The sequence below is a fragment of the Acinetobacter sp. YH12021 genome (assembly GCF_013420145.1).
GTDB classification, from domain to species: Bacteria; Pseudomonadota; Gammaproteobacteria; order Pseudomonadales; family Moraxellaceae; genus Acinetobacter; species Acinetobacter towneri.
This window is the reverse complement of the sequence record NZ_VOYT01000016.1, coordinates 25,553-52,298: the sequence shown is the minus strand read 5'-3', so window position 1 is coordinate 52,298 and position 26,746 is coordinate 25,553. Positions and strand designations below refer to the sequence as shown.

General features: G+C 41.5%; 26 protein-coding genes and 1 pseudogene. 15 read left to right on the top strand and 12 right to left on the bottom strand.

Annotation, left to right across the window (positions count from 1 at the left end):
• The 3 genes and pseudogenes from FTT91_RS11560 to rimI form a co-directional block, all read left to right on the top strand.
• Positions 1–155 (top strand): annotated as a pseudogene (locus tag FTT91_RS11560) (elongation factor Tu); the annotation flags it as partial.
• A gap of 502 nt (positions 156–657) precedes the next feature.
• Complete coding sequence (locus tag FTT91_RS11555) at positions 658–1,539, top strand: metal-dependent hydrolase (RefSeq protein ID WP_180169482.1); 882 nt, start codon at positions 658–660, stop codon at positions 1,537–1,539.
• 106 nt (positions 1,540–1,645) lie between these two features.
• Positions 1,646–2,104, top strand: coding sequence for a ribosomal protein S18-alanine N-acetyltransferase (gene rimI, locus FTT91_RS11550; protein ID WP_180169481.1), 459 nt, complete (start codon positions 1,646–1,648; stop codon positions 2,102–2,104).
• A gap of 39 nt (positions 2,105–2,143) precedes the next feature.
• On the opposite strand, the gene FTT91_RS11545 is transcribed toward rimI, so the two are convergent.
• The 3 genes from FTT91_RS11545 to trxB form a co-directional block, all read right to left on the bottom strand.
• Complete coding sequence (locus FTT91_RS11545) at positions 2,144–2,959, bottom strand: arginyltransferase (RefSeq protein ID WP_178866996.1); 816 nt, start codon at positions 2,957–2,959, stop codon at positions 2,144–2,146.
• A gap of 24 nt (positions 2,960–2,983) precedes the next feature.
• Positions 2,984–3,715 carry a leucyl/phenylalanyl-tRNA--protein transferase gene (aat, locus tag FTT91_RS11540; protein ID WP_180169480.1) on the bottom strand — a complete coding sequence of 244 codons (732 nt, stop codon included), beginning with the start codon at positions 3,713–3,715 and terminating at the stop codon, positions 2,984–2,986.
• A 106-nt stretch (positions 3,716–3,821) separates the two neighbouring features.
• Positions 3,822–4,775 carry a thioredoxin-disulfide reductase gene (gene trxB, locus FTT91_RS11535; RefSeq protein WP_070154293.1) on the bottom strand — a complete coding sequence of 318 codons (954 nt, stop codon included), beginning with the start codon at positions 4,773–4,775 and terminating at the stop codon, positions 3,822–3,824.
• 341 nt (positions 4,776–5,116) lie between these two features.
• Here trxB and FTT91_RS11530 point away from each other — a divergent pair, with 341 nt between their 5' ends.
• A complete protein-coding gene (locus FTT91_RS11530; RefSeq protein WP_104853253.1) occupies positions 5,117–8,305 on the top strand; it encodes a DNA translocase FtsK in 3,189 nt (1,062 codons plus the stop codon).
• 130 nt (positions 8,306–8,435) lie between these two features.
• On the opposite strand, the gene FTT91_RS11525 is transcribed toward FTT91_RS11530, so the two are convergent.
• From FTT91_RS11525 to FTT91_RS11500, 6 genes are all read right to left on the bottom strand, one after another.
• Entirely contained in the window at positions 8,436–8,723 is a 288-nt protein-coding gene (locus FTT91_RS11525) for a PA4642 family protein (RefSeq protein WP_004975291.1), read from the bottom strand.
• Positions 8,724–8,965: 242 nt separating this feature from the next.
• Positions 8,966–9,238, bottom strand: a complete 273-nt coding sequence (gene minE, locus FTT91_RS11520; protein ID WP_096902698.1) for a cell division topological specificity factor MinE — start codon at positions 9,236–9,238, stop codon at positions 8,966–8,968.
• A gap of 2 nt (positions 9,239–9,240) precedes the next feature.
• Entirely contained in the window at positions 9,241–10,053 is an 813-nt protein-coding gene (gene minD / locus FTT91_RS11515) for a septum site-determining protein MinD (protein ID WP_096902697.1), read from the bottom strand.
• Between the two features lie 69 nt (positions 10,054–10,122).
• Entirely contained in the window at positions 10,123–10,848 is a 726-nt protein-coding gene (minC, locus tag FTT91_RS11510; RefSeq protein WP_096902696.1) for a septum site-determining protein MinC, read from the bottom strand.
• A gap of 143 nt (positions 10,849–10,991) precedes the next feature.
• Positions 10,992–12,050, bottom strand: coding sequence for a preprotein translocase subunit SecA (locus tag FTT91_RS11505; RefSeq protein ID WP_131261721.1), 1,059 nt, complete (start codon positions 12,048–12,050; stop codon positions 10,992–10,994).
• 15 nt (positions 12,051–12,065) lie between these two features.
• Complete coding sequence (locus FTT91_RS11500; RefSeq protein ID WP_104852413.1) at positions 12,066–12,992, bottom strand: acyltransferase; 927 nt, start codon at positions 12,990–12,992, stop codon at positions 12,066–12,068.
• A gap of 256 nt (positions 12,993–13,248) precedes the next feature.
• Between FTT91_RS11500 and FTT91_RS11495 the strand changes: the two genes are divergently transcribed.
• From FTT91_RS11495 to FTT91_RS11450, 10 genes are all read left to right on the top strand, one after another.
• On the top strand, positions 13,249–13,902 hold the full coding sequence (locus tag FTT91_RS11495) for an OmpA family protein (RefSeq protein ID WP_104852412.1): 654 nt from the start codon (positions 13,249–13,251) through the stop codon (positions 13,900–13,902).
• A gap of 169 nt (positions 13,903–14,071) precedes the next feature.
• Complete coding sequence (locus FTT91_RS11490; RefSeq protein ID WP_180169479.1) at positions 14,072–16,111, top strand: UvrD-helicase domain-containing protein; 2,040 nt, start codon at positions 14,072–14,074, stop codon at positions 16,109–16,111.
• 91 nt (positions 16,112–16,202) lie between these two features.
• On the top strand, positions 16,203–16,655 hold the full coding sequence (gene dut, locus FTT91_RS11485; RefSeq protein ID WP_096902692.1) for a dUTP diphosphatase: 453 nt from the start codon (positions 16,203–16,205) through the stop codon (positions 16,653–16,655).
• Between the two features lie 219 nt (positions 16,656–16,874).
• Positions 16,875–18,317 (top strand): phosphomannomutase/phosphoglucomutase, encoded by a 1,443-nt coding sequence (locus tag FTT91_RS11480; protein WP_004975308.1) that lies wholly within the window; start codon positions 16,875–16,877, stop codon positions 18,315–18,317.
• 10 nt (positions 18,318–18,327) lie between these two features.
• Positions 18,328–19,233 carry an acetylglutamate kinase gene (gene argB, locus FTT91_RS11475; protein WP_004975310.1) on the top strand — a complete coding sequence of 302 codons (906 nt, stop codon included), beginning with the start codon at positions 18,328–18,330 and terminating at the stop codon, positions 19,231–19,233.
• A 209-nt stretch (positions 19,234–19,442) separates the two neighbouring features.
• A complete protein-coding gene (locus FTT91_RS11470) occupies positions 19,443–20,243 on the top strand; it encodes a GNAT family N-acetyltransferase (RefSeq protein ID WP_026438333.1) in 801 nt (266 codons plus the stop codon).
• A gap of 149 nt (positions 20,244–20,392) precedes the next feature.
• Positions 20,393–21,241, top strand: a complete 849-nt coding sequence (locus tag FTT91_RS11465; RefSeq protein ID WP_004975313.1) for a class II glutamine amidotransferase — start codon at positions 20,393–20,395, stop codon at positions 21,239–21,241.
• A 263-nt stretch (positions 21,242–21,504) separates the two neighbouring features.
• Positions 21,505–21,960: a bacteriohemerythrin gene (locus FTT91_RS11460; protein WP_096902263.1), complete on the top strand. Its 456-nt coding sequence runs from the start codon at positions 21,505–21,507 to the stop codon at positions 21,958–21,960.
• Positions 21,961–22,107: 147 nt separating this feature from the next.
• Positions 22,108–23,193, top strand: a complete 1,086-nt coding sequence (locus FTT91_RS11455) for a hypothetical protein (protein WP_180169478.1) — start codon at positions 22,108–22,110, stop codon at positions 23,191–23,193.
• Positions 23,190–23,510 carry an RnfH family protein gene (locus FTT91_RS11450; RefSeq protein WP_180169477.1) on the top strand — a complete coding sequence of 107 codons (321 nt, stop codon included), beginning with the start codon at positions 23,190–23,192 and terminating at the stop codon, positions 23,508–23,510. Before FTT91_RS11455 ends, FTT91_RS11450 begins: the two co-directional genes overlap by 4 nt.
• Positions 23,511–23,555: 45 nt before the next feature.
• On the opposite strand, the gene FTT91_RS11445 is transcribed toward FTT91_RS11450, so the two are convergent.
• Complete coding sequence (locus tag FTT91_RS11445; protein ID WP_168418235.1) at positions 23,556–23,954, bottom strand: outer membrane protein assembly factor BamE; 399 nt, start codon at positions 23,952–23,954, stop codon at positions 23,556–23,558.
• 112 nt (positions 23,955–24,066) lie between these two features.
• Here FTT91_RS11445 and fur point away from each other — a divergent pair, with 112 nt between their 5' ends.
• The gene (fur, locus tag FTT91_RS11440; protein ID WP_004975325.1) at positions 24,067–24,504 is read left to right on the top strand and encodes a ferric iron uptake transcriptional regulator; all 438 of its coding nucleotides are present in this window, start codon (positions 24,067–24,069) and stop codon (positions 24,502–24,504) included.
• A 57-nt stretch (positions 24,505–24,561) separates the two neighbouring features.
• On the opposite strand, the gene FTT91_RS11435 is transcribed toward fur, so the two are convergent.
• Positions 24,562–25,680 (bottom strand): PilT/PilU family type 4a pilus ATPase, encoded by a 1,119-nt coding sequence (locus tag FTT91_RS11435; protein WP_180169476.1) that lies wholly within the window; start codon positions 25,678–25,680, stop codon positions 24,562–24,564.
• Positions 25,681–25,701: 21 nt separating this feature from the next.
• On the bottom strand, positions 25,702–26,739 hold the full coding sequence (locus tag FTT91_RS11430) for a type IV pilus twitching motility protein PilT (protein ID WP_168418233.1): 1,038 nt from the start codon (positions 26,737–26,739) through the stop codon (positions 25,702–25,704).
• Positions 26,740–26,746: the final 7 nt, after the last annotated feature.

The window sequence follows — 26,746 nt, the reverse complement described above, 5'->3', positions numbered from 1 at the left end:
TGAAAGAAGGCGTTGAAATGGTAATGCCAGGTGACAACGTTGAAATGTCAGTAGAATTAATCCACCCAATCGCAATGGACCCAGGTCTACGTTTTGCGATCCGTGAAGGTGGTCGTACTGTAGGTGCTGGTGTTGTTGCTAAAGTAACAGCATAATCACTTTATAGTGTGAAAAAGCGCTCCATTTGGGGCGCTTTTTTTATGGCTGTATTTTGTGTGCTAGTTTCCAGATGGATGAAAGCTTGTCCTACTGTATTGATGGATGAAATAGCTGTTCTTTAAACCTTGAATCAATCTAAAACCATTTTATGAACATTCTTTTGCTGCGGTTTAGTTGCCTTTTTTTCTCTTACATCATAAAAATAATTTTGCTGTCTAATTATTCTTGCTCTTACGTCATAAAAAATCATCGTCTATTTTTTTACTCTTGCGTCGTAAAAATAATTTCATTGTCTATTTTTTACTCTTGCGTCACAAAAAATAATTTCACTTATCATTATTTTTTATTCTTCATGTCCTGAACTGACAACTCACTGTCCTTAACTGCACTTAAATACCGCACAGAAAACCGTAATATGAACTCATACCGAAAAATAAAAAATATAGCGGGTTACAGGAAATGAATGACTTCATTGTTGTAACCTCAGGAGTGAGCAACATGAATGCTAAAGTGAGTATTAGTGAACGTGCAGGGGCGAGTTTTCCTGTCCGTCGAATGAATTTCAACTTTGATGCTGTACCTGAATATTGGATGAGTGGTAATGCAGGTCTAACGCATTTTATGACTGCATTATCTGCGTTATTTCCTGCAGGTGAGAAGTTCTTTATAGACAGTGTACGTGCTGTGCGTTATCACCCAATGCTGAAAGACAATGTAGATTTACAGAAAGAAATCAGTGCCTTCATTGGACAAGAAGCCATGCACACGCATGAGCATGTCGGTTTTAATGCCTCTGCACAGAAATTTGGGCATGATGTTGATACTTTGGATCGTCATACAGATACTGTGATTCAAACTACACGCAAATTTATGGCAAAGTTGGCTAAACAGATTGGCATTACTCAGGAAATGGTAGATTTAACAGCAACTACTGCACTAGAACATTTCACAGCAACGATTGCCTCGCAATTATTAACCAATTCACATATTCAAGAATTGATGACTGATGACACCATGAAAACTATGTGGTTGTGGCATGCGATTGAAGAAAACGAACATAAAGCTGTTGCGTATGATGTATTTGAAGGTGTGTTTGGCAAAGGTCTGAAAGCCTATGCACTACGTACAAGTTCTTTGGTTATTTCGATGCTGACTTTATTTTTTGTACAAAACTATTTTTTGTTGCGTTTACTAAAACAAGACGAGCAGTTGAATTTGGAAAATTTACGCATGATTTATCGTTATGCCTATAGTCCATCTAAAGGGATTATTACCGGCATGGGCAAAGAAATGTTGTTCTATTTCAAACCGAATTTTCATCCTAACGATTTTGATACCACAACATTATTAAATACTTGGAAAGCTAAATTAGGCTTTTAAACTTTTCCCTTTGGTCAGGCAACGTAAGTTGCCTTTTTTTTTGCTCGATTTTTTTGTCGTGAAATCTATAATGCCTACATCTTAGAACAGCACAAGATCATTTCTTATGATTCGTTTAATGCAAGCCCATGATGTCGCCGATGTGGTTGCGATTGAAAATTTGGTACAAAGTCATCCGTGGAGTGCCAAACAATTTGCCGAAGCGGTAGAGAGTTATCACAGTACCGTGATTGAACATGCAGGGAAAGTGGTGGGTTTTTGTATTTTGCAACCTGTGTTGGATGAAGCAAATTTGTTGTTGATGGCGGTGCATCCAAGTCAGCAAGGCAAAGGTTTAGGTTATCAACTGCTAGAACATTCTATTGCAGGTTTGAAAAACCAACCTGTGCAGATTTTTTTAGAAGTACGTGAAAGTAATTTAGCTGCGATAGCCCTGTATGAAAAGTCAGGTTTTCATCAAATTGATTTACGTAAAAATTATTATCCTAAAACGGATGGCACACGGGAGCATGCCATTATTATGGTGAAATCTTGTAGCGATGATTTTGCCAGTTTGTTTAAGTAAATCTGATCGATGCAAAAATAGTATTGCATCATTACATTTTTATTTGATGATGGAGTTATTCCAGCCTAAGGGCAGCGTGGTCATTAAGGAGTTTCCCAATTGCTGCACCTCATCGGTATTTAGGCTGCGGTTAATGCGTCGCCATTGACCATCGAGTAGTAGCTCAAGGGGCCCATATTGCGATTTATAATTCATTTTATTGGAATGTGGTACCCAATAGCCTAAGTAAACATATTGCAGTCCCAAATGCTGTGCCTGTTCAATTTGTTTTAATACCGCAAATGTTCCGAGTGAGCGACGACTTTCGTCTGGGTCAAAAAAGGTATAGACCGCAGAAATACCATCATCTAAATAATCACAGGTCGATACCGCAATTAGGCGATCTGCTTGCCAAACTTCTAAAAAGAAGCTGCTGGTACAACTGTGGATTAAAAATTTTTCAAATTGGTCACGGCTGGCAGGGAACATATCGCCATCGGCATGTCGTTCATTGATATAGCGTTCATACAGCGCATAATGCAAATCACCTGCATCTTGTGGCTTGGTGATTTTGATTTGTAAATCGTGATTGCGTTTCCAAGCTTTTTTTTGGGTGCTGTTCATTTTAAATTCAGCGACAGGAATACGCGAAGAAAGGCATTGGCGGCACAAATGGCATTCAGGACGATAGACAAAATCGCCACTGCGACGAAAACCGACCCGAGAGAGTTCAGACAAAGTCAGCACATCAATTTTATGTGCAGGGTCTAAAAAAACCATCCGCGCAGATTTTTCAGGTAAATAGCTGCAATCGTGCGGCGGGGTAATGTAATACTGCAAATCATTTAGCAGGGATTTTGGGTGATATGAATTCATTTTCAAGATCCCTCTCTGTTATTGTCATTCAAGTAGGCGCGCATACTGCGCTATTGTTTTACTTGAAAATACACTGTCCTGATATTTTTTCCAATTGATTGCAGGTTGTTTTACAACATCTTGTAACGATTTAAGATAGTCTTGGCGAGAAAGTGTACATGCTCCGAGACTGATTAAATGGTCATTGATCAATTGGCAGTCAATCCAAGGCAATTGTTGTTCTTGTCCGAGCAGCATCAAACTATAAAATGCCATTTTGGAGACATCGGTACGATGGCTAAACATGGACTCGCCAAAACAGCCTTTACCAATGCTGACCCCATATAAACCACCGACCAAAAGATCTTGATCCCAAACTTCTACACTATAGCCATAACCTGCTGCAAAAAGCTGACTGTAACCTTGAATGATCTCTTCAGAAATCCAAGTTTCATTGGCATAGCTACGGGGCAAGGCACAATTGCGAATTACCTGTTCAAAGGCATGATTGACAGTAATGCGATAATCCATTTTTTTCATGTTGCGGATTAAAGACTTACTCGGCTGATAATGTTGCGGAATAATCACGCAACGTGGCTCAGGACTCCACCAACAAATAGGATCACCTTCTGAAAACCATGGAAATAAGCCATGTGTATAGGCTTCATATAAGGTTGAAGGGGAAAGGTCTGCACCTACACAAATCAAGCCTTCACCTTCAGGATCAACTTCAATGGGATCGGGGAAAATGAATTGTGAAGCCGGGAGCGTGTGCATATCAATTGCCGTATGAAGTTTTACGATGAACTTGATTTCATCATACCTAAAAATGTCGTGATAAAAAACCGCTCAAGGAGAGCGGTCTTTAAACTTGGACACTAAATTATTCACCAAGTGCATCTAAATATTTTTCTGCATCCAGTGCTGCCATACAGCCTGAACCTGCAGAAGTAATCGCTTGGCGATAAATGGAATCGGCTACATCACCCGCAGCAAATACGCCAGCCACAGAAGTTTGTGTCGCATTGCCTGCAGTGCCGCTTTGTACTTGGATATAACCATCACGCAAGTTCAATTGACCTTCGAACATGCCTGTATTTGGTTTGTGACCAATTGCAATGAATAAGCCAGACACATCAACATCTTGAGTAGAGCCATCAGTGGTTGATTTTAAACGTACTGAAGTTACGCCTGTGTTGTCGCCCAAGACTTCATCAACTTGGTTATTCCAAAGAATACTGATTTTGCCTTCTTTTTCTTTGGCAAATAAATGATCTTGCAAGATTTTTTCAGAGCGAAGTGAATCACGACGATGCACCAATGTCACGTGTGATGCAATGTTAGACAGGTATAATGCTTCTTCAACAGCCGTGTTACCACCGCCAACGACCATCACTTTTTGGTTTTTGTAGAAGAAACCATCACAGGTAGCACAAGCACTTACGCCTTGACCCATAAATGCTGCTTCAGATTCTAAACCTAAATATTGTGCAGTCGCACCTGTGCAAATGATTAAAGCATCACAGGTAAATTCTTCCATATCACCTTTCAGTACAAATGGGCGCACATTCAGGTTTACTTCATTGATATGATCATACACGATTTCTGTGCCAAAGCGTTCCGCATGAGCTTGCATACGTTCCATTAACGCTGGGCCTGTTAAACCTTCAGGATCACCTGGCCAGTTATCAACTTCCGTAGTTGTGGTGAGCTGACCACCCAATTGTAAGCCTGCAATTAAAGTCGGTTTTAAGTTGGCACGTGCAGCATATACTGCGGCACTATAACCTGCAGGGCCTGAACCTAAAATAATTAAACGTGAGTGACGAGCGCTCATGCACAGCATCCTTTTTTTATTTAGAAATTTATGGAATTATACGTGAAACAGGATGAGTTTGCTGTGTGATTAAAGTTGATATTACTGATCATGTAAATCGATTTGAGCTATATAGAAAAAGTTAACAACACACTTCAATAATCTTGCATCTTTTTCTAGGCAACACATGCATAATAGAAGGTCTGTTATAATTTATAGCTTGCTGTGTGGTGAAGCTTGCATCGTGAAATGCAACTTAAATGACACAGCTAAATGAAATACAGACGCTCCGAATCAGGTGGCTTTTTAAGACCATCGAACAAACAAAAAACATTGATGAAGAATTGGCGACAGGACAATATATGACTGCGGTGTCGGGTGCTTATGCACATCGCTTAATAGCGACATTATTTTTGGTCTCTTTTGGAATATATCTGTTCCTTGCAACGGTGACCTATACTCCATTTGACCCAGGTTGGATGCACATTTCCAGTGACACCCAACAGGTTTCAAATGCGAGTGGAATCGCAGGTGCGTGGATTGCCGATTTACTGTTTGGCTTTTTAGGTTGGGCGAGTCTGCTTCTTCCTGCTTATTTTTTTATTGAAGCCTTACAAGTCTGGTGGCCACGTAGTTTTTTAAACCGTCCATTTCGTTATGCTGCACAATTCTTCATTTTATTGGCAACAGCAAGTTTGCTGTATTTATTTTGGCAAGTACCTGCCGATACGTTAGACAATGCCTCAGGCGGCATCATTGGTTTTGAACTTGGGAAAAGTTTATCGCAAATTTTAACCATTTATGGAGCAACACTTTTTTTAGTCGTCTTTTGGATTTTCTTATTTACCCTCGCATTTGGGGTGAAGTGGAACAGAACGTGGGCAACTTTAAAAGCTACACCTGCTTATCTGCAAGATTTGTTCTATCGCAATGTACCTGAAGCAGAATCTGACTTTGACCGTTCTACACCACAGGTGAAAAAGACCGTTGTCGCTGCTGCACCTGTGGTTGCTGTTGAAGTGGCATCAACTGATTTAGAAGCAGCAAGTGAACCCGTGGTTGCACAGGCGAAAGAAGCTGAAACAACTGCGCCACATCCTGCGGCAGAGCGTATGTTTAATCACATGCAGCAACGTGAAGAAGAAGAGCAACAGGCGCAGCAACAGCTATTGGTGCAAGATGAAATTGATGATGTTGAGTTAGAAAAAACCATCGAAAAGGCGCATCGCTTAGAACAAGACAGCCAGCGTATTGTTGCGACAGGCGAAGTGTGGCGTGCTTTACAAGAAAATACCGACAGTCAGCATAACCAAGACATTCATGCATTATTACGTGCTTCTGAAGAACCAGAGCCACATCTACAATCGAATCCTTTTGATGAAGTGCGTCCTGCATCTACGGCATCTCAAGCCACTGCAAAATCTTCGTTAGATTGGGATGATGATCAAATTTTTGATGAATTGCTCGCAGCAGTTCCGCAAGGCAAAGCTGCAAGTGATTTACACAGCCCATTCCAAAACAGCGGGGCAATGGATACTTTAGATGAGTCTGTGACCCAGCAAGAAACAGTGCATCCGCACTCGAATCCTACGGCTCACAATTTTAACGATGATCTCAGCAGATTTGAGTCAGATTTTAACCCGCCATCGTCAAGTGCTTCGAATACGCAAAATCATGCTGTACGCCAAGAGCGCCATTTGCAGCATGATTTAGACAGTTTAGATGACTTGTTGGTGGATGATCTTTTGGGTGATGAGTTACAGCAAGATGCATTTCAAGATCAAGCGCCTGTAGCGCGTAGTACCAGTAGCTATGCACAAAGTTCTGCTTTTGTTCAGGCACCTATTCAGACGGCAGCCACTGCCGCAGTGATGGCAAACGCAGCGACTGCTACACAGGCTGAACAAGCAGAAAAAGTGGCGTTATCCAAAGAAGCATTTATCGAAGCTTGGCAGGAAACCGCAGGCAAACCACTAGACGAAGATGACTTTGATTTTGATGCGCCGCTGACCGATGCACATGGTCGTCCGATGTCACGCGCCATGCAGGTTGCAGAAAAACGTCGTGATTTATCGCCATTACCGGGTTTGGATTTGCTTGATAAAGTCGATCCAAACAAAAAAGTGAACTTCACCGCAGAACAATTATCGCGCTTGTCGGAATTGCTGGAAATTAAATTACAGGAATTTAATGTCAAAGCCAAAGTGGTTGAAGCACAGCCTGGTCCTGTCGTGACCCGTTTTGAGCTGGATTTGGCACCTGGGGTCAAAGCTTCAAAAGTAACCAATATTTCTCGTGACTTGGCGCGTTCAATGTCGATGGCATCGGTACGTGTGGTCGAAGTGATTCCAGGCAAACCGTATATTGGCATTGAAGTACCGAATAGTTCACGTGAAATGGTACGTTTGATTGAGTTATTACAAACGCCTGCTTTTGAAGATCCAAACGGCATTTTATCTATGGCGATGGGGAAAGACATTTCAGGCAATCCTGTGATTACTGAATTGGGCAAAGCACCACACATGCTCGTAGCAGGGACAACGGGTTCAGGTAAATCAGTGGCAGTGAACTCGATGATTTTGTCGATGTTGCTGAAATACAAGCCTGATCAATTACGCTTAATTTTGATTGACCCGAAACAATTGGAACTCGCCAACTATAACGATATTCCACACTTATTGACGCCTGTAGTGACTGATATGAAAGATGCCGTCAGCGCTTTAAATTGGTGTGTCAATGAAATGGAACGTCGTTATAAGCTAATGTCTTTCCTGAAAATTCGTAAATTAAGCGACTATAACCGTAAGGTTGAAGAATCTATTGCCAATGGTGAAGATTTAATTGATCCAACTTGGAAGCCGGGAGATTCAGCAACGCAAGAACGTGCACCGCGTTTAACACCATTGCCATCTATTGTGATTGTGGCAGATGAGTTTGCCGACATGATCATGCAAGTGGGCAAGAAAGCGGAAGAAATGATTACCCGTTTGGCACAAAAATCACGTGCAGCAGGGATTCACTTACTCTTAGCAACTCAGCGTCCATCGGTGGATGTGATCACAGGTCTAATTAAAGCCAACATTCCAACCCGTGTAGCTTTGCGTGTGAACTCGAAAATTGACTCACGTACTATCTTGGATGCGGGCGGTGCAGAAGACCTGCTTGGTCATGGTGATATGCTATTTTTAGGGCCGGGTAAAATTGAGCCAGAACGTGTGCATGGCGCATTTATTTCGGATGATGAAGTCAACCGTATTTGTGATGCGTGGCGTGAGCGTGGCGATCCTGACTATGTCGATGAAATCTTGACGCCATTTGATGAAGAACCATCTTCACGTGGTTTTGAAGATGGTGAAGGCAGTCCAGACCGTGATGTGTTGTATGATCAGTGTGTAGCATTTGTTTTGGAAACACGTAAAGTGTCGACCTCATCTTTACAGCGCAAATTTAGCTTGGGCTATAACCGTGCTGCACGTATTGTCGATCAGATGCAAGAGCAAGGCATTGTGAGCGAGCAAGGAGCAAATGGGAAACGTGAAATTTTAGTGTAAAGCTTTCACTTTCTGTTTGATTTTGAATCAAGTAGTGCTATAAAAAAATCCCGCAATTCAATTGCGGGATTTTTTCTTTTTACACTCAATCTTTTTGGCTGAATTTAGCCAGAGATTGTGTTTAAACAGTTTAAGCAAACTTGGCTAAAACTGCTAAAAAACCATCTTTTTGACGTGGAAATTCAGCAATCACATCGTGAATACGCTGACCTTCAGGATTAGTGGCATTGACATCGCGACCATCGGCAACAAATTGTGTCAATAGACGTTCATAGTCGCTTGGACGCATGTGTTTAAATGCGTGATAGAGTACGTGAAAATCTGCATTCACACCTGCAGGTGGAAGTTGATTCAAATAGGCAAATACACGTTCATCCGACCATGCTTCGTTAAAGGTCGCAGGTTGAGATAATGCCATGGCAATCTCCAGGTATTGTTCTATAAATAAAAAAGGCAAAATATGAGTTCACAAGCGGAAAAGTGTTTTAGTACACTTTATCTCGAAGCATAGCTTCTCGTCTTGCGACGGCAAAGTAAACTTTGTACATCCAGTCCACTCGAAGCACAGCTTCTCGTCTTGCGACTGGGCAAAGCAGTGCTTTGCTATTCCAGTCTCATATTCTGCCCTGATTCAATTTGCTTGACTAATCAGTATTCAGATTATCGCTCTTCAGGCAAATTGATATTCATTTCCAACATTTCAATATTGGCTTCTGAACGCACAGACATTTGAATATGTTGTTCATCGACACCACGCACGTAGCGATTTACCACTTGCATGATTTCTTTTTTCATCTGATCAATTTTGTCTTGGCTTAAGCGTTTACCTAGACCTTGTTCAGAAGCAACAATCACTTTTAAGCGATCTTTTGCTGTTTGTGCGCTAGATGGCTTATCTTCACCGCTAAATAATTTGCTCCAAAATCCTGCCATGTCTACGCTCCAAATAACCGTGCTAACCAACCTTTCGGTTTTGTTTCAATATGACGAAACGGACGTTCTTCACCCAAGAAACGTGCAACTAAGTCATCATACGCCTGACCTGCAGCAGCATCGCTATACAGAATGACAGGTTTACCTTCGTTAGATGCTTGAAGTACGCTCTTACATTCAGGAATCACGCCTAAAGTTGGTACACGTAAAATATCTTTAGAAATGTCGTCAATGGTCAGCATTTCTTGTTTATCGGCACGTTCTGGGTTGTAACGTGTAATACACAAGTGCTTACGCACACGACCTTCATTTTGTTCTACTTTTTTGGTTTTGCTGTCAAGCATACCAATAATACGGTCAGAGTCACGTACTGAAGAAATTTCAGGGTTAGTCACAATAATCGCTTCATCGGCATGGTACATTGCAAGAATGGCACCGCGCTCAATCCCTGCAGGTGAGTCGCAAATAATGTAATCAAACTCTTGTGCCAACTCATCCATAATACGTGCCACACCTTCATCGGTGAGGGCATCTTTATCACGGGTTTGTGAAGCTGGAAGAATATAAAGGTTTTCGATATCTTTATCGCGAATTAATGCTTGTTGTAAACGCGCTTCATTATTTAATACATTCACAAAATCATAAACAACGCGACGTTCACAACCCATAATTAAGTCAAGGTTACGTAAACCCACGTCAAAATCGATAACAACAGTTTTGTGACCACGTAGGGCTAAACCTGTTGCAAAAGATGCACTTGTAGTGGTTTTACCTACGCCACCTTTGCCTGATGTTACGACAACAATTTTCGCCACCGAATCCACTCCTGTTATGGTTTAAATTCCCCTATATTTTTTCGGGGATTTTTGGTGATTATTTATACATTAAAATTGTAGAGCTTCAAATACAAGCTCTTGGTTATCATTTAAGTAAATATGCACAGGTTTTTTAGTCACATGCTGAGGAATATCGTCCGCCACGCAATACGTGCCTGCAATAGATACCAATTCTGCTTCTAGGGAATGACAGAAAATTCGTGCCGCAATATTCCCGCCCGCGCCGGCAATGACTCTACCACGTACACTACCATAAATATGTATATTTCCTGAAGCAATCACTTCAGAACCGCTGTTGATGCCTGCGGTTAAAATAATGTCGCCCTGATGTTGTACCAAGCATTGACCTGTACGCAAAATTTCATCGTGATAAGACGTAATATGCGCTACAGCAGGTGCAGTTTCAGCAACTTGATTTTCCGTCTGTTGCTGTTCTGCCGCAGGTTCAGGTTTTACTTCAACCACTTGTTCTTTGGTGGCTTTCACTTCCTGCAAGGGACGGTCTTGCGGGATGACAGGGAACTGAATAGCACGTGCCTGATCTGCCATAATGCCTTCAGTCACAGCAATTGGCTGTGCTTCTAGGCTAATTAGCAATTGAATTAGCGCAATCAATTCTTGTTCGACTGAACTTTCAATGACCACCAAAACCCCTGGTGGAAATGATTTTTGCAACATTGGGCTTAGTTGCTGGCGGATCGCATCATGATCATTGGTGTCTAAGCTAATGCGAATCGCATTGACCAATCTGCCTTTTATCCGTATGTCAGCCATAATAATTCCTTAACACTTCTAACTTTGCTGGTTGTTGAAGTCATCTTATAAATAGAGCAAATCCTAGAACAAATTGGGTGAATTCTCTAGTTCAGTTACTAAAAATATTTCACATTGTTTTAGCTGAAATTATCGAAAGACCTTTATGAAATATCGTGTTGTTGTCCTTCATTTAAAATTTGTTGCCATTGTTTAACTTTTACTTGTTTGCGAATTGCTTCTAAACTTTCAAATATTGCCGATTCCACTAATTTATCAATATGCTGATTATGTTCAATCTCAATCTGACTAATTTTTTCAGCAATCATTTGATAAGTTGGATTTTGTACTTGTTGATTCTGCTGTGCAAAAGGTTCAATTAAACCTTGGGTGATATTTTCACCCAATCGCTGTCCGATACTTTGAATTTGCTGTTCAATACGTCCACCGACCAATGGAATCAGGCGCAGCAATTGCGTCAGTTCAGGCGTATCTTCAATGGCTTGATTCACCACCAACCCGACATTTTTCGCAATCATGTGACGCTGCATTTGTAATTCTTTGCCTAAGGATTCCTGCAAAATATCGGCTAGGGCAATCGCGAGTAATTGACGATGATGCTCGACCAAATCATCAATAAATTGTTTGTGAGTGGTACTGGTGGTCAATTCACGTTGCACACCATTAAGTACCGTGAGCACCACACGGCTACTCAGTTCTTCCATTAGCAAGTTGTAGTAAAAGTTGCCGCGTTTATACCAACTGTCTGGAATGACTTTATAGCCATGGCTATGCAGGTTGTAACCAATCGCGATGGCACGTAATAAACGTAAAAAACGCAATTGCGGAATAATTGCAAGAATTTCATACCAGTGAATAAACGGGAAAAACCACCAACGCTGATGATGTTTGAAAATAATTGCAATACCCCAACGCACGCCCAACTCTACAATTAAAAACGTGGTAAACCAGCCTTCGGTAATCACCACCCAAGGGCGCAATTCTGTTCGATAAAACTGTAAAATTTCAGGTAGACGAATAAAATCGAACAACCATTCGCCAAAATCACTCATTAAAATGGCATTGGCACTTAAACAGAACAAGTTAAAGATGATTAAACCCATCAAAAACAAGTCATAAGCCAAGGCAATTTTCCATCCCCATGAATCTTTACGCAGGGGATGAAAAGAGGATTTGATGACAGGTTCTTCAGACTTTTTCATGGCGTACCTGAATGGTTATGCAGTCGGAGCTGCAAGTTTTTGTTGCATGCTTTCAATCAATTGATCTTTTTCCAGCCACAGTTCATGCACCCATTGCTGAAAACGCTCACGATATTCAGCATCATCTTCGTAATTGCCGCCCAACACCCAATCTGGAATATTAATTTTGCGTAAATTCACCGCAATGCGCGGCACCTCACCTAACCAAAACTCGCTATAGCCCGGCACGCCATCTGGGTACACAATGGTCATATCTACCAAGGCATCAATTTGATCACCCAAAATATTCAATGCCAAAGCTAAACCACCAGCTTTTGGCTTTAATAAATGTTGATAAGGCGATTGTTGTTGATCATGTTTTTCTTGGGTAAAGCGTGTGCCTTCTAAATAATTCAGCAGGGTAAAGGGCTGACTTAATAACTGTTGGCAGGCTTTACGCGCTTCTTCCATATCGCGGTCTTTCAGCTCAGGTTTTTTGGCAATTTGTGCTTTGCTGTGACGCTTCATCATTGGGAAGCCTAAAATTTTAAAGGCTTGTCCTACAAAGGGAATAAAGATCAGTTCCCACTTGGTAAAAAAGCGGGTCAATGGCATACGGGTTAAGCCAAAATACTGATTTACTGTGGTATCGACCCAACTTTGATGGTTACAGGTCATGAGATAACGACCTTGCATGCTCAGTTGCAAATCTTCATCAATGCTGATATCCCATTGGGTGTTGGGTAATACATGATCAATCAGCCAGTTGTTTACACTGAGCCAACTGTTGGTAATTTGAATATTGGTTTCATCGACCTTACGTGACTGCTTTAACAGTTTGGTTAAGCCCAAAGCCAACACAGGAGGGCCGTGAAAAAATGTACTGCCAGTGATGACTGTACCCACGGTGAGACCTTTTGTGATTTTTTTTAATAAAGGGTGTTTCTTTGCTTGCGATGACATATAAATCAATCCTGAAGATAAATCGTCCAATGCGTCACGTGTTTGTAGATGACTCCAATATAAATGTTGTTTTTAAAATAAAAAAGTGTTGAAGTGAAAGTGTGTAGAAATTGTGATGAAGTTATACCAAGATTTGTACATGATCATGTATATTTGTAAGTAAAAGTTTCTTTATTAACAAAAAATCAATGGTCTAAGTATATTTTTTCATTCAATATTCAGCATATACAACAAAACACAAGTAAGGAGGCATGCCATGCGTGCATTAGCAATTTCGGCAGCAGTCGTAGGGGCAATGGTTTTAACTGGTTGTCAAACGACTGGTAACAACCTTGGTGGTATGGAATATGACAAAACTGCGTTAGGCACAGTAATTGGTGCTGCTGCGGGTTATGGCATCTCTAAAGGTAACGCAAATACAAGCGCACAAAACAACCGTGCTGCAGCGATTGGTGCTGTAGTGGGTGCTGCTGCGGGTGTTTATCTTGACAATAAAGAAAAACAACTTCGTCAACAAATGGCTGGTACAGGCGTAGAAGTAAACCGTAATGCCGATGGTTCTGTTGGCTTGATCATGCCGGGTAACATCACGTTTGATACTAACAAATCAAACATCAAACCAAACTTCTATTCTACCTTGGACAAAGTAGCGCAAACGCTAACCCAAGATAACAAGAGCGGTATTTTGGTAACAGGTTATACTGACAGCACTGGTAACGACGCAATCAACATTCCATTGTCACAAGCACGTGCACAATCGGTTGCAAACTACTTGGCTAGCCGTGGTGTATCAACTTCACGTATTAATGCACAAGGTCACGGTGCTGCAAACCCAATCGCATCGAATGCTACTGCAGAAGGTCGTGAGCAAAACCGTCGTGTAGAAATCAGCATTTATGCAATCCAATAATTTGGCATTGTATAGATTGTAAAGAACCGCCTTCGGGCGGTTTTTTTATGCAAGCAATTTCTAGGGTCTACTCAGCAAATAGACAATGACGTCTAAAGTAGCATTTTAGATTAGTCATCTTTGGCGGAGATGACTATAATCGAGCTCGAACCGAAATAGAGGAAATACTATGACACTGGCAAGTCAGTTAAACGACAAGCAACTTGAAGCGATGAAATACACTCAAGGACCCTTGTTAGTGCTTGCAGGTGCAGGTTCAGGCAAAACTTCGGTGATTACCCGAAAAATTGCCTATTTGGTTAAGCATTGCGGGATTCCTGCGTATCGTATTACAGCGATGACTTTTACCAACAAAGCAGCACGAGAAATGAAAGAGCGTGTGACCAAATTGTTGTCACGTGAAGAAGCTAAAGGATTATCGGTTTCGACTTTCCACACCTTTGGTCTGAATTTATTACGTTTTGAATTAAAACACACGCCGTTAAAAGCCAACTTCTCTATTTTGGATGCCGATGACTGCAAACGTATTCTGATGGATTTAATGCACCGCGATAATTTGTCGGGTGCAGAAAGCAAGGAACTGATTGCCAAAGCCATGAAGATGATTTCAGATTGGAAAAACGATCTGATTGCACCAGAGCAGGCACATACCACCTGCGAAACGCCAGAAGACGTTCAATTTGCGCATTTATATCAACTCTATGAACGTAATTTACGAGCTTACAACGCAGTCGATTTTGACGATTTGATTGTGATGCCAACCCGTTTATTGCAAGAAAATGCTGAAGTGCGTGACAAATGGCAGAACCGTGTCCGTTATTTATTGGTCGATGAGTATCAAGATACCAACACCGCACAGTATATCTTGGTGAAATTATTGGTGGGTGTGATGGGGCAGTTCACTGCGGTAGGTGATGACGACCAATCGATTTACGCATGGCGCGGTGCCAAGCCTGAAAATATGGCCTTGCTGAAAGATGATTTCCCGAATTTAAAAGTGATTAAACTTGAGCAAAACTATCGCTCGACCAGTCGCATTTTAAAAGCGGCCAATACCGTCATTGGCAATAATCCACATATTTTTGATAAAAAACTTTGGTCAGACAAAGGTCATGGCGAAGTGATTCGGGTGATCACTTGCCGTAACGATGATGATGAATCAGAACGTGTGGTTAAAGACTTACTCACTCATAAACTGATGAATGGCAAAAGCTGGAAAGATTATGCGATTTTGTATCGTGGTAACTTTCAGGCGCGCATTTTGGAAACCCAATTACGCCAAATGCAAATTCCGTACAAGCTTTCCGGTGGTCAATCGTTCTTTGCGCGCGCTGAAATCAAAGACATCATGAGCTATTTGCGTTTGATTATTAATCCTGAAGATGACAGCGCATTCTTGCGCATTATTAATACGCCTAAACGTGCGATTGGTCCTGTGACTTTGGAAAAACTAGGGCTGTTTGCACAAGAAAACCATTTGTCATTATTGGCTGCCGCAGGTGATCAGCGTCTGACGATGGCAATTCCGAAAAAAGCCACGACACAGTTGGCAGAGTTTGCAGATTTTATTGGTAATTTTACTCGTAATTTATTGGAAGATGATGAGCCTGTGCCAATCATCCGTCAAATGATGCTCGAAGCAGGTTATATCGACTACATTAAAGAGCAAGCAGCTACCCCTGCGCAGGAAAAAACCAAGCTAGATAATATCGAAGTTCTATATAGCAGCATCCAAAGTTTGATTAACCGTGCTGAAGATGTCGATGAAAAGAATATTGAAAGCGTGATTCGTAAAATGGTGCTGCTCGATATGCTCGAACAGCAACAGGAAGAAGAAGACACCGATAAAGTCAATTTACTCACCCTGCATGCGTCCAAAGGCTTGGAATTTCCGTACGTGTATTTGATTGGTTTGGAAGAAGAGCTTTTACCGCATAAAAACTCAATTGTGGCAGATACTGTCGAGGAAGAACGCCGTTTGATGTACGTGGGGATTACTCGTGCACGTCAGGGCTTAACCATTACTTTGGCAGAGCAGCGCAAAGCGGGCGGGCAAATGAAACAAATGACCCCAAGTCGTTTTTTGGATGAATTACCACAAGATGAATTGGAATGGCTCGGACGTAAAAAAAAGTTAGCCGGTGATGTCGATCCGAAATTACAGGCACAGCATTATTTGGAAAATTTACGTGCTCTGATTAAGCGCTGAAAAACATTCAGCGGTGTTGATGCAAGTACAGCATCAAAGGGCATAATTTATATCGAAATTACATTGAAAATTTAAAAACAGGATAAACTTCATGAAAGTTCAAGTTAAAGTCTTAGATTCACGTTTAGGCACAGAATGGCCAATGCCAACTTATGCAACCGCAGGTTCGGCAGGGTTGGACTTACGTGCTTGTGTAGACAGCAGCACCGTGATTGAGCCGGGTCAAACAGTATTGGTCAAAACAGGTTTAGCGATTTATATTGAAGATACAGGTTTTGCAGGCATGATTTTGCCGCGTTCAGGCTTGGGTCACAAACATGGCATCGTGTTGGGGAACTTGGTGGGTTTGATTGATTCAGATTATCAGGGTGAATTGATGGTTTCGGTGTGGAACCGTAGCCAAACAGCATTTAGCTTAGAACCTGGTGAGCGTTTAGCGCAATACGTTTTGGTTCCTGTGGTACAGGCCAAGTTTGAACAAGTAGATGAATTTGTTGCCACCGAACGTGGTGCAGGTGGTTTTGGGCATACGGGCAAAAACTAAGTTACTTAGGTTTCAGCCTATATCGTTTGGTAAAGTTTTATCTGAAACTTTACCAACAATTCTTGAAAAGTAACGAAAGATGTACTAATAATGACAAGTAAATCACTAGCTCTGATGAGACCATTGCACATCAATTAAAAAATCTAATTAGAATTTTCAAAATATCTCGAGCCAAGATTTATTCACTTTATGTTGGCTCATCTTTGTAGTTGTAAGCCTATGAACAATCCACAAACACTTTTTCCTCAGCATATTTTTCGCGCTTACGACATTCGTGGCAAAGAAACTGTGCTGACCGCGAAATTGGTACACGCCATTGCACAAGGATTGGTGCAACAATATCAACAAGAAAAGCAAACTCAAATTAGTATTGGTTATGATGCGCGTTTAAATAGCCCCGCTTATGCTGAAATTATGCGCCAAGTCTTTCTTGCCCATCAATTTCAAGTGACGATGGTGGGTTGTTGTTCTAGCCCGATGTTGTATTTTATGGCACGACACACGGCAGGCAATGGCATTATGCTTACGGCCAGTCATAATCCAAAATCAGACAACGGCATTAAATGGATTGTGCAGGGCGAACCGCCAACCCCTGAAATGATTCAACACGTGGCACACGATGCAGCGCCATATTATTTAAATACCGATGCAGCACCATCCATCGCCTCACAACACGCCACCAACATTTCACATGAATTTATTGAAGATGCGTGTCAGCAATATCAGCAGGCAATGTTGAACGATATTCAACTGGCGGGCACTTTTAAAGTGGTTTTAGATGGGATGTATGGTTCGGCAGGTCATTGCGCTGCTTTGGTTTTGCAAAAAATGGGCTGTGAGGTGATTGCTTTACGCTGCGAAGCCAATGGTCATTTTCCAGAACATGCACCCGATCCATCACAAGAAAAACACTTACAACATTTAAAAGCTGCGGTGCGTGAACATCAGGCGGACATTGGCATTGCTTTAGATGGCGATGGTGATCGTGTCGTCCTCTTGGATGAACATGCCAATGTGCTTTCAGCAGATCGTTTGCTGTCTTTATTTGCAGAAATGTGTTTAAAAACTCATCCTCAGCATCAAGTGGTGTTTGATGTAAAATGCTCCACTATGGTGCGCAATACCGTGCGTGATTTGGGTGGCGAAGCGGTGATGATTCGCACGGGCAGTACCTTCTTGCGGCGTTATTTGGCGCAGTCGCAAGGCAAGGCTGTGTTCGGTGGCGAATACGCAGGACATTATGTATTCAATGATGGACGTGGTTTTGGCTATGACGATGGTATTTACGCAGCGCTGCGCGTGTTGGAATATTTAAGCCACAGTAATTACAGCAGCCTTTCGGCATTGATGCAGAAATACCCTGAGCGTTGCTGCACTGAAGACACGTATATCAGCACACGGAATATTGAACCGAGTGCGGTTTTAAATGATGTTGAAAGTTCTAGCCATCGCAGTGGTGCAGAATTAAGTAAAATAGATGGTGTAAGACTTGATTTTGAAGATGGATTTGGCATTATTCGAGCATCCAATACAGGCGAATATTTTACGGTGCGTTTTGATGCCGATAATCCATCACGACTGAATGATATTCGCGATACATTTGTTTCCATGTTAAGTGAGCGATACCCTGAAATCGCCCAAGACATTTTAGATGCTCAATAAGGAGAGGCGAATGCCACATCAACAGACTGGTATCGACAAAGCGCAAATTTTGACTGAAGCTTTGCCGTATATTCAACGTTTTGCGGGCAAGACCCTTGTTGTGAAATATGGCGGCAATGCCATGACCGATCCTGAGCTGGAAAGTTCTTTTGCTCGTGATATCGTGTTGTTAAAGACTGTAGGCTTAAACCCGATTGTGGTGCATGGCGGTGGCCCACAAGTGGATTCTATGCTCAAGCAATTGGGACGTGAGTCTGACCGTATTGATGGCATGCGTGTCACCGATCCTACGACTATGGAAGTCGTAGAAATGGTCTTGGGTGGTAGCGTTAACAAATCTATCGTCAATCTGATTAACCAACATGGCGGTCGTGCCATTGGTTTGACGGGTAAAGATGGTAACTTGATTCGCGCACAAAAATTATTGATGCAAAAAACTACTGAAACAGGCGAAGTACAACAAATTGACCTTGGTTTGGTGGGTGAAGTGGTGGGTGTCAAAACCGACGTGTTGGAAATGTTTACCAGCAGCGACTTTATTCCAGTGATTGCACCTTTAGGTGTCGATGATGCAGGCAATACCTATAACATTAATGCCGATTTAGTCGCAGGTAAAGTTGCCGAAGCATTGGGTGCGGAAAAGTTAATTTTGCTGACCAATATTACGGGTGTATTAGACGAAAATAAAAACCTGTTAACTGGTTTGACTACGCAGGAAGTAGATCGTTTAATTGATACAGGCGTGATTTACGGTGGCATGATTCCAAAAGTGGGTTGTGCATTGGATGCAGTTAAAGGCGGTGTAATCAGTGCACATATTGTAGATGGTCGTGTGCCACATGCTACTTTATTGGAAATCTTTACTGATCATGGTGTGGGAACATTAATTACCAACCGTGTCCAAACGCGTAAATAAAACTCTATAAGATGATCCCTAAAAGAGCTTCACAATTGAAGCTCTTTTTTATGTCAAATTTACGGTAAGAAACTGAAATTTTGTTGATTCAGCATCCTTGAAATTGCTTTGCACCTATCCTGCAATCTTAAAATTGTAGTCGCTAAAATCGCGGTCATCATAGTGTCATGCTGCTGTCCTAGTGTAGGAGAAAACATGAGGTATCTATGATGCTACAAAAATTAAATCAGTATCGTCAGCAGTTTAGCTTTCCTATGGTTAAAGTGGGTAAAGCACAGAAAAAAAACAGCAAAGCTACGCAATATGCGTTTGAATGGGTTGAAAATTTAAAGCAACTACAAGAAGTACAGCGCTTTCGTGCACAGCAATTTTCCAAGCAATTTGGCATTGAATTTGAATCGGGTTTAGATCAGGACTTGTACGATTTTGGCTGTGAACACGCCGTACTCAGAGATAAATCTACGGGTGAAATTGTTGCTTATACTCGTTTAAAACTTTGGCAAGGGCATGAGCTAGCCAACAGTTATAGTGCGCACGAGTTTAAAATTATAGATGAGTTAGGGCATCTCTCGAATATTGTCGAAATGGGGCGTACTTGTGTGCATCCACGTTATCGTTCAGGCAAAACACTCTCTATTTTATGGCTGAATTTAGTGCCTAAAGTGTTATGGGAAATGCGTGCCAAACACATGATTGGCTGTGTCAGTATTCGTTTGGAAGGTAATGAAGCACGCGCGTATCATACCCATCAAGCGATTCAACAATTGGCAGAAAATCAACGCTGCGATATTCAGTCACAGCAGCCGTTTGAGCCAAGTTGTCCAAGTCATAGCTTTAGCCAAGATGAACGAATACCTAAACTGTTTGATGTTTATCTGAAAATGAATGCTAAGCTGTCTGAGCAAGCATTTTATGACCGTGAGTTTAACTGTCTAGATTATTTTGTTTTGTTAGATGTGAAACAAATGGCGAAACATTTTATTCGCCAAAAGAAAGTGAAAGCATCTTAACTAGAATAATTAAGCAGAGATTTCTACAGCACTGCATATCTATGAAGTGGTACTGTAGAAATCTATTTATATTTTTCAGATTTGAATTATCCACATGGCTGATGCACAATAATCAGATAATTTCATTATTTGTATAAAGATAAGGCCTTATGTGTCAGTTGCTTGGAATGAATTGTGCGACACCTACCGATATTACCTTTTCATTTCGGGGATTTTCGCAGCGCGCAGGAATCACCTCAGATCATTCTGATGGCTTTGGCATTGCTTTTTTTGAAGATAAAGCTTGCCGTTTATTTGTCGATAACCAGTCTGCAGTGGAGTCACCCATTGCAGAATTGATCCGTAACTATCCCATCAAATCGCGTAATGTGATTGCCCATATTCGTAAAGCGACACAAGGCAAAATTAATTTAGAAAATTCACATCCGTTTAGTCGTGAGTTGTGGGGACGCCAGTGGATTTTTGCCCATAATGGTGATTTACATGACTTTCATCCACGTTTATCAGGTCGTTTTACCCCTGTGGGCAATACCGACAGTGAACGTGCATTTTGTTATTTGTTAGATCAATTGGTAAATCATTTTGGTTATGATGAACCGAGCCTGACGCAAATTTTTGACTTGTTAGCCGAAATTTCTCCTAAAATTGCAGAACATGGCACTTTTAATTTTTGTTTGTCCAATGGTCAGGCATTATTTAGTTATGCGGTGACCAAATTACATTGGTTAGTGCGTGCTTATCCATTTCAGCCTGCACAATTAATTGATTTAGATGTTGAGGTTGATTTTAGCCAAGTCACCACAGCAGAGGATTGTGTGGCAGTGATTACCACTGAACCCTTGACTCAAAATGAAACATGGACAGCATTTCAGCCAGGTGAAATGATTTTATTTCAACATGGACGCCCAATTAAAACCCAAATGACACATATTGCGCGTTTGGAACGTGAGCGTTTAAATCCTGAATTAAGACGGATCACCAAAGCGGATCAATACTAATTTATACGGGTATGTGTGGTTGAAAAATATTCATTTTATTATTGTATAATTCAATTAAATCAAGAATGAAAATGTATAAATTGGTTAATTAATAATTGATTCTTTTAGTCGGGTATTTTTGTTAAAATTTATTTAAATCAATGTCTTGTGTTGTTTTTGTGCGATTTAAACCAATCCCTACCAATTCGCTTCATTTTTATTTATGGGAAATACGGCTACCATTCCGCAATGTGATTAATCATTTATTTCTGTAAGGTGGTCGTATGAAGATGAAATGGGTTCCAGAATACAACACTGGTATCGATGTGATTGACGATCAGCATAAACGTATCCTCGATTATATTAATGAAATTGTTGAAATTAGCGATGGTACAGATCGAGCACGTGTAAAGCAGATTTTAAATAATATTATTGATTACACCCAGTCGCATTTTACGTTTGAAGAATCATTACAAGAAGAAGCGGGTTATAAATACCGCGTACCACATAAACGTGTGCATGATTTATTCATTAAAAAAATTGAGTCTTATCGCGATCGTTTTGAAATGGGACAATCCATTGAAGGCGAATTGCATGAAGTCTTATCAAAATGGTTAATTAATCATATTCAACACGATGACGCCGATTATGTTGGTGCTGTGAAAGAGAATATGATGGGCATTATTAAGGAAAATGAGAAGAAGAAAGGTAAAGGTTGGTTCGCTCGTTTCTTCTCATAAGTCTGAAGCCATAAAAAATGAAAGAATAAAAATTATAAATTTGCGCAGCAAACTGTCTAACGATAGTTTGCTTTTTTCTTTTTTGAGGTTTTGCTTTTCCTTGATGACAAAGGCAAAATAGCCGTAGATTTTTATTAGGACAGCGTCATGCAGGACAATGCTATGTCACGATGGTTATCGCCGCTGATGGCATTTGGTTTATCATTCATTATTATTGCCACACTCGCACCAATGACAGGTATTCAGGTTGAGCGCCAGCTCGACTTTTGGTTGTTGTGGTTAGCAACCATGCTGATTTTGGCATTACCGATTACTTATTTGGAAATTGCCTTAGCCAAACGCTCAAAAACGACAGCATTACAAGCACTTTCAAGTTTAACCCGTGATGCCGATGCTTCTCAAAAATGGCGTTTGGTGGGCTGGCTTGCAGTGGTGTTCATTCCATTTTTAGCAGGCGGTTTGTTGTCTAATGCTGCGCAAATTTTAAATCAATATGCCGCTGCAGACTTGGCTAGTCATGTCTTATTTGTGATTGTGGCTGTTTTAGCACTGGCATTGTCATTAGTTCCGCGTCAAATTTTATTGTTGTGTACTGCTGTTGCTATTGTGGCGGCTTTGGTTTTAGCAATGGTGATGGGTTCAGAACTTCCTGCATGGCAAGTCACCTCAATCGAGTTTAGTGAATGGGGCAGTGCAACCGTTTTGGCTTTGGTGGCCAGTGGTTTAGGCATGGGCTTGTACTGGCAAACCAGTTTGCAGCAAGTACAGCAACAATCTGCAGCAACCTCAACGGTATTGCCAATTTGGATTGCACAGCTATTGGCAGTCGTTGCTTTTGCATTCTTTGCCGTGCAAGCACAAATTCCAGCGTTGGCTTTGGTGGTGGCAACTGTTGCAGCAGCAGCGGTTCTATTGCAATTGGCACGTGAACAATTGGCACAACGTCAAATGGCGGTTGCGATTCAGTGGATTGTATTGATTGCAGCAACTTTGGTTTGGGCAATTCCTGCCATTGGTCCTGTATTTAATTTTGCCTTATTGCTTTGGGGCTTAGTTATTTGTTTGATTTACGCAATTTTTGCAGGCTGGATTATGAAAATCAGCCATTTGCGTAAAGCCATGAACTTTAGCAGTGAAGCCTTTTATAACATTTGGCGTATTGCGGTACGTGTGGTGTTACCTGTATCTATCGTAGTGGCGATGGTGGCGTTAATTGGACAGTGGATCGCATGAGTCAAATGGCGCAGGTTTGGGTGGCGTATGCCACACCCGAACAACAATGGCATGTGGCTGTCGCATTTCAGCAGGGCATGACTGTACTGGATGCAATTCAGCAAAGTGGACTTGTGACAGCAACGACATTGCCTGAACCGTTGATGGTAGGTGTTTTTGGCGTACGGGTTGAGCCGCAGCATGTATTACAAGCAGGTGATCGGGTTGAGATTTATCGTGCTTTGACCATTAACCCGAAAGACATTCGGCGTAAGCGTGCTGAAAAGAACCCTGTAGGGCGCTATGCCAAAAGCAATCGCCTCAGACAATTGAAATGATTTGAAAAACCCCTCAGCGAGGGGTTTCTTTTTATTTTAAAGGGGCTATAGTGGTGGCGCGTTGAGAATCGCTTCTTTCGATCCTGGTAGACCAGGTTGAGATTCTGGGATGGTTTCTAAGCCTTCAATTTTTTGCACGATACCAGTTTGATCGAAATAGATTTTCAAATGCTGACCATGCGCGGCAGGGATCTTGGCTTTTTTAGCATAAGTTCCTGGGATATAATTGTAAATGTAGTCCCAACGTAACGGGTTCATTGGATCGGAAATGGTTGGACTGCCCAGTAAAAAGCGAACTTGTTGGTGACTCATACCGACTTGGACTTTTGAAGCTTGCGCTTGGGTTAAAGGCGTACCCTGTGGAATATCTACTTTATAAACGCCCAAGGTCGAACAGCCTGCGAGCAGTGAAGTGACCAATAACGTCAACATGATTTTTTGCATTTTGCTACACTATCCCAAATTAATTATGATGCATTTGATCCAGTGTTAGATCATACTGCATCTTAACTTTGTTGCATATTCCAACTTTAATTTTGTTGAGAGACCTTTTTACATGCCTATTTCAAATCAAGAATTACGCAAAGCTGGACTTAAAGTTACCCTTCCACGAATTAAAATCCTAGAATTATTAGAAAATTCAAAACAACATCATTTAAGTGCAGAAGACATCTACAAAACTTTACTCGATCAGGGCGAAGATGTGGGTTTAGCAACTGTGTATCGTGTGTTAACACAGTTTGAAGCTGCTGGGATTATTGAGCGTCATAATTTTGAGAACAACCACTCTGTATTTGAAATTATGCAGGAAGATCACCACGACCATTTGGTGTGCTTGAACTGTAGTAAAGTAGTTGAATTTATTAATGATACTATTGAAAAAGAACAGCACGATGTGGCAGAAAAATTCGGTTTTGAATTAACAGGTCACTCACTAAATTTATATGGTTATTGCGATGCGCCTGAATGTCGTGAAGCATTGCGTAAAAAATAAGTTAGAAATACAAAAAAGGCTTCCATTACGGAAGCCTTTTTCTTATCTGTTTTGAGTTTATTGCCCATCAAAGGTGATATTAGATGTAGCATGCAATAAACGGTCGCCACCTTCTTCTGATAACTTGATTTGTAGACGCAAGTCGTTTGGTGAGTCAGCGTGCTTGAGTGCATCTTTGTAGCTAATTTGCTTGGCTTTATACAGATCGTATAAGGCTTGGTCAAAGGTTTGCATGCCCAATTCACGTGAACGCTTCATCAAATCTTTAATTTCGTTTACATCACCTTTACGGATTAAATCTGCAATGAGCGGTGAGTTAATTAAAATTTCAATTGCAGCACGACGTGAGTTACCGTCAATAGTTGGAAGGAGTTGCTGCGCCACAATTGCTTTGAGGTTCAGCGATAAATCCATAAACAACTGGCCATGACGGTCTGCTTCAAAGAAGTGAATAATACGGTCAATGGCTTGGTTGGCGTTGTTGGCGTGCAGGGTTGCAAAAACCAAGTGACCGGTTTCGGCAAAGGCAATAGCATAATCCATGGTTTCGCGGGAACGAATCTCACCAATTAGAATCACATCTGGCGCTTGACGCAGGGTATTTTTTAATGCCACTTCAAATGAGTCGGTATCAATACCCACTTCACGTTGGGTAATAATACAGCCTGCATGTTCGTGTACAAATTCAATCGGGTCTTCAATAGTGATGATATGACCTTTGGAATTTTGGTTACGGTAACCAATAATTGATGCCAAAGAGGTCGATTTACCAGTACCAGTTGCACCCACAAAGATGATAATACCGCGTTTGGTCATTGCCAAATCTTTTAAAATTGGCGGCAGTTTTAACTCATCCATGGTTGGAATTTTGGTTTCAATTCGGCGCAGTACCATGCCAGGTTCATCACGTTGCTGAAATGCACTGACACGGAAACGTGCCGATTTTTCACGGTTGGTGATGGCAAAGTTACATTCACGTGTTTCGGCAAATTCCTTGCGCTGCTTTTCACTCATAATTGAGTTCAGTAACTGCCCGACAATTTCACCTGTCAGTTTGCTTTTGGCAACAGGCACAATTTGTCCATGAATTTTCATGGACGGTTCAACATCGGCAGTAATAAACAAGTCAGACGCTTTTTGCTGAATCATCAAATTCAGTAAATCATTAAAGTCCATCGCGTATCTCGAATTTTAAACTTATAAGAATGATTCAGGCTGCTTCGCAACAGTTCGTGCAGTCTGTGGACTAATTACACCACGCGATACCAAGTTTTTCAGGCTTTGGTCGAGTGTAGTCATACCGTAGTTTGCACCAGTCTGAATAGCCGAATACATTTGCGCTACTTTGTTCTCACGAATCAAGTTACGTACTGCAGGAATACCAATCATGATTTCATGCGCAGCAACACGACCGCCGCCATTTTTCTTCAGCAGAGACTGTGAAATGACGGCTTGTAGAGATTCAGACAACATGGCACGAACCATGTCTTTTTCTTCTGCAGGGAATACGTCAATGACACGGTCAATGGTTTTTGCCGCCGAGGTGGTGTGTAGCGTACCAAATACCAAGTGACCTGTTTCCGCAGCGGTCAGTGCCAAACGAATGGTTTCTAGGTCACGCATCTCACCCACCAAGATGATGTCAGGGTCTTCACGCAGCGCTGAACGCAGTGCTTCATTAAAGCCATGTGTATCACGGTGTACTTCACGTTGGTTAACCAAGCATTTTTTAGATTGGTGTACAAATTCGATTGGGTCTTCGACCGTTAAAATGTGGTCATAACGATTGTCGTTAATATAATCGATCATCGCCGCAAGGGTGGTCGATTTACCTGAACCTGTTGGCCCTGTCACCAAAACCAAACCGCGTGGATATTCACAAATATCCTTGAAGATTTGCCCCATGCCTAAATCTTCAAGTGTTAATACTTTTGATGGAATGGTACGGAATACCGCACCTGCACCACGGTTTTGGTTAAATGCGTTCACACGGAAACGTGCCACGCCAGGCACTTCAAAAGAAAAGTCAGTTTCTAGGTTTTCTTCAAAATCACGGCGTTGTTTATCATTCATAATGTCGTACACTAATTTGTGTACTTCTTTATGTTCTAATGCTGGTAAGTTAATTCGACGAACTTCACCATCCACACGAATCAGTGGTGGCATGCCCGCAGATAAGTGTAAATCCGAAGCGCCGTTTTTAGCGGAGAACGCCAATAATTCTGTAATATCCATGAAAGTC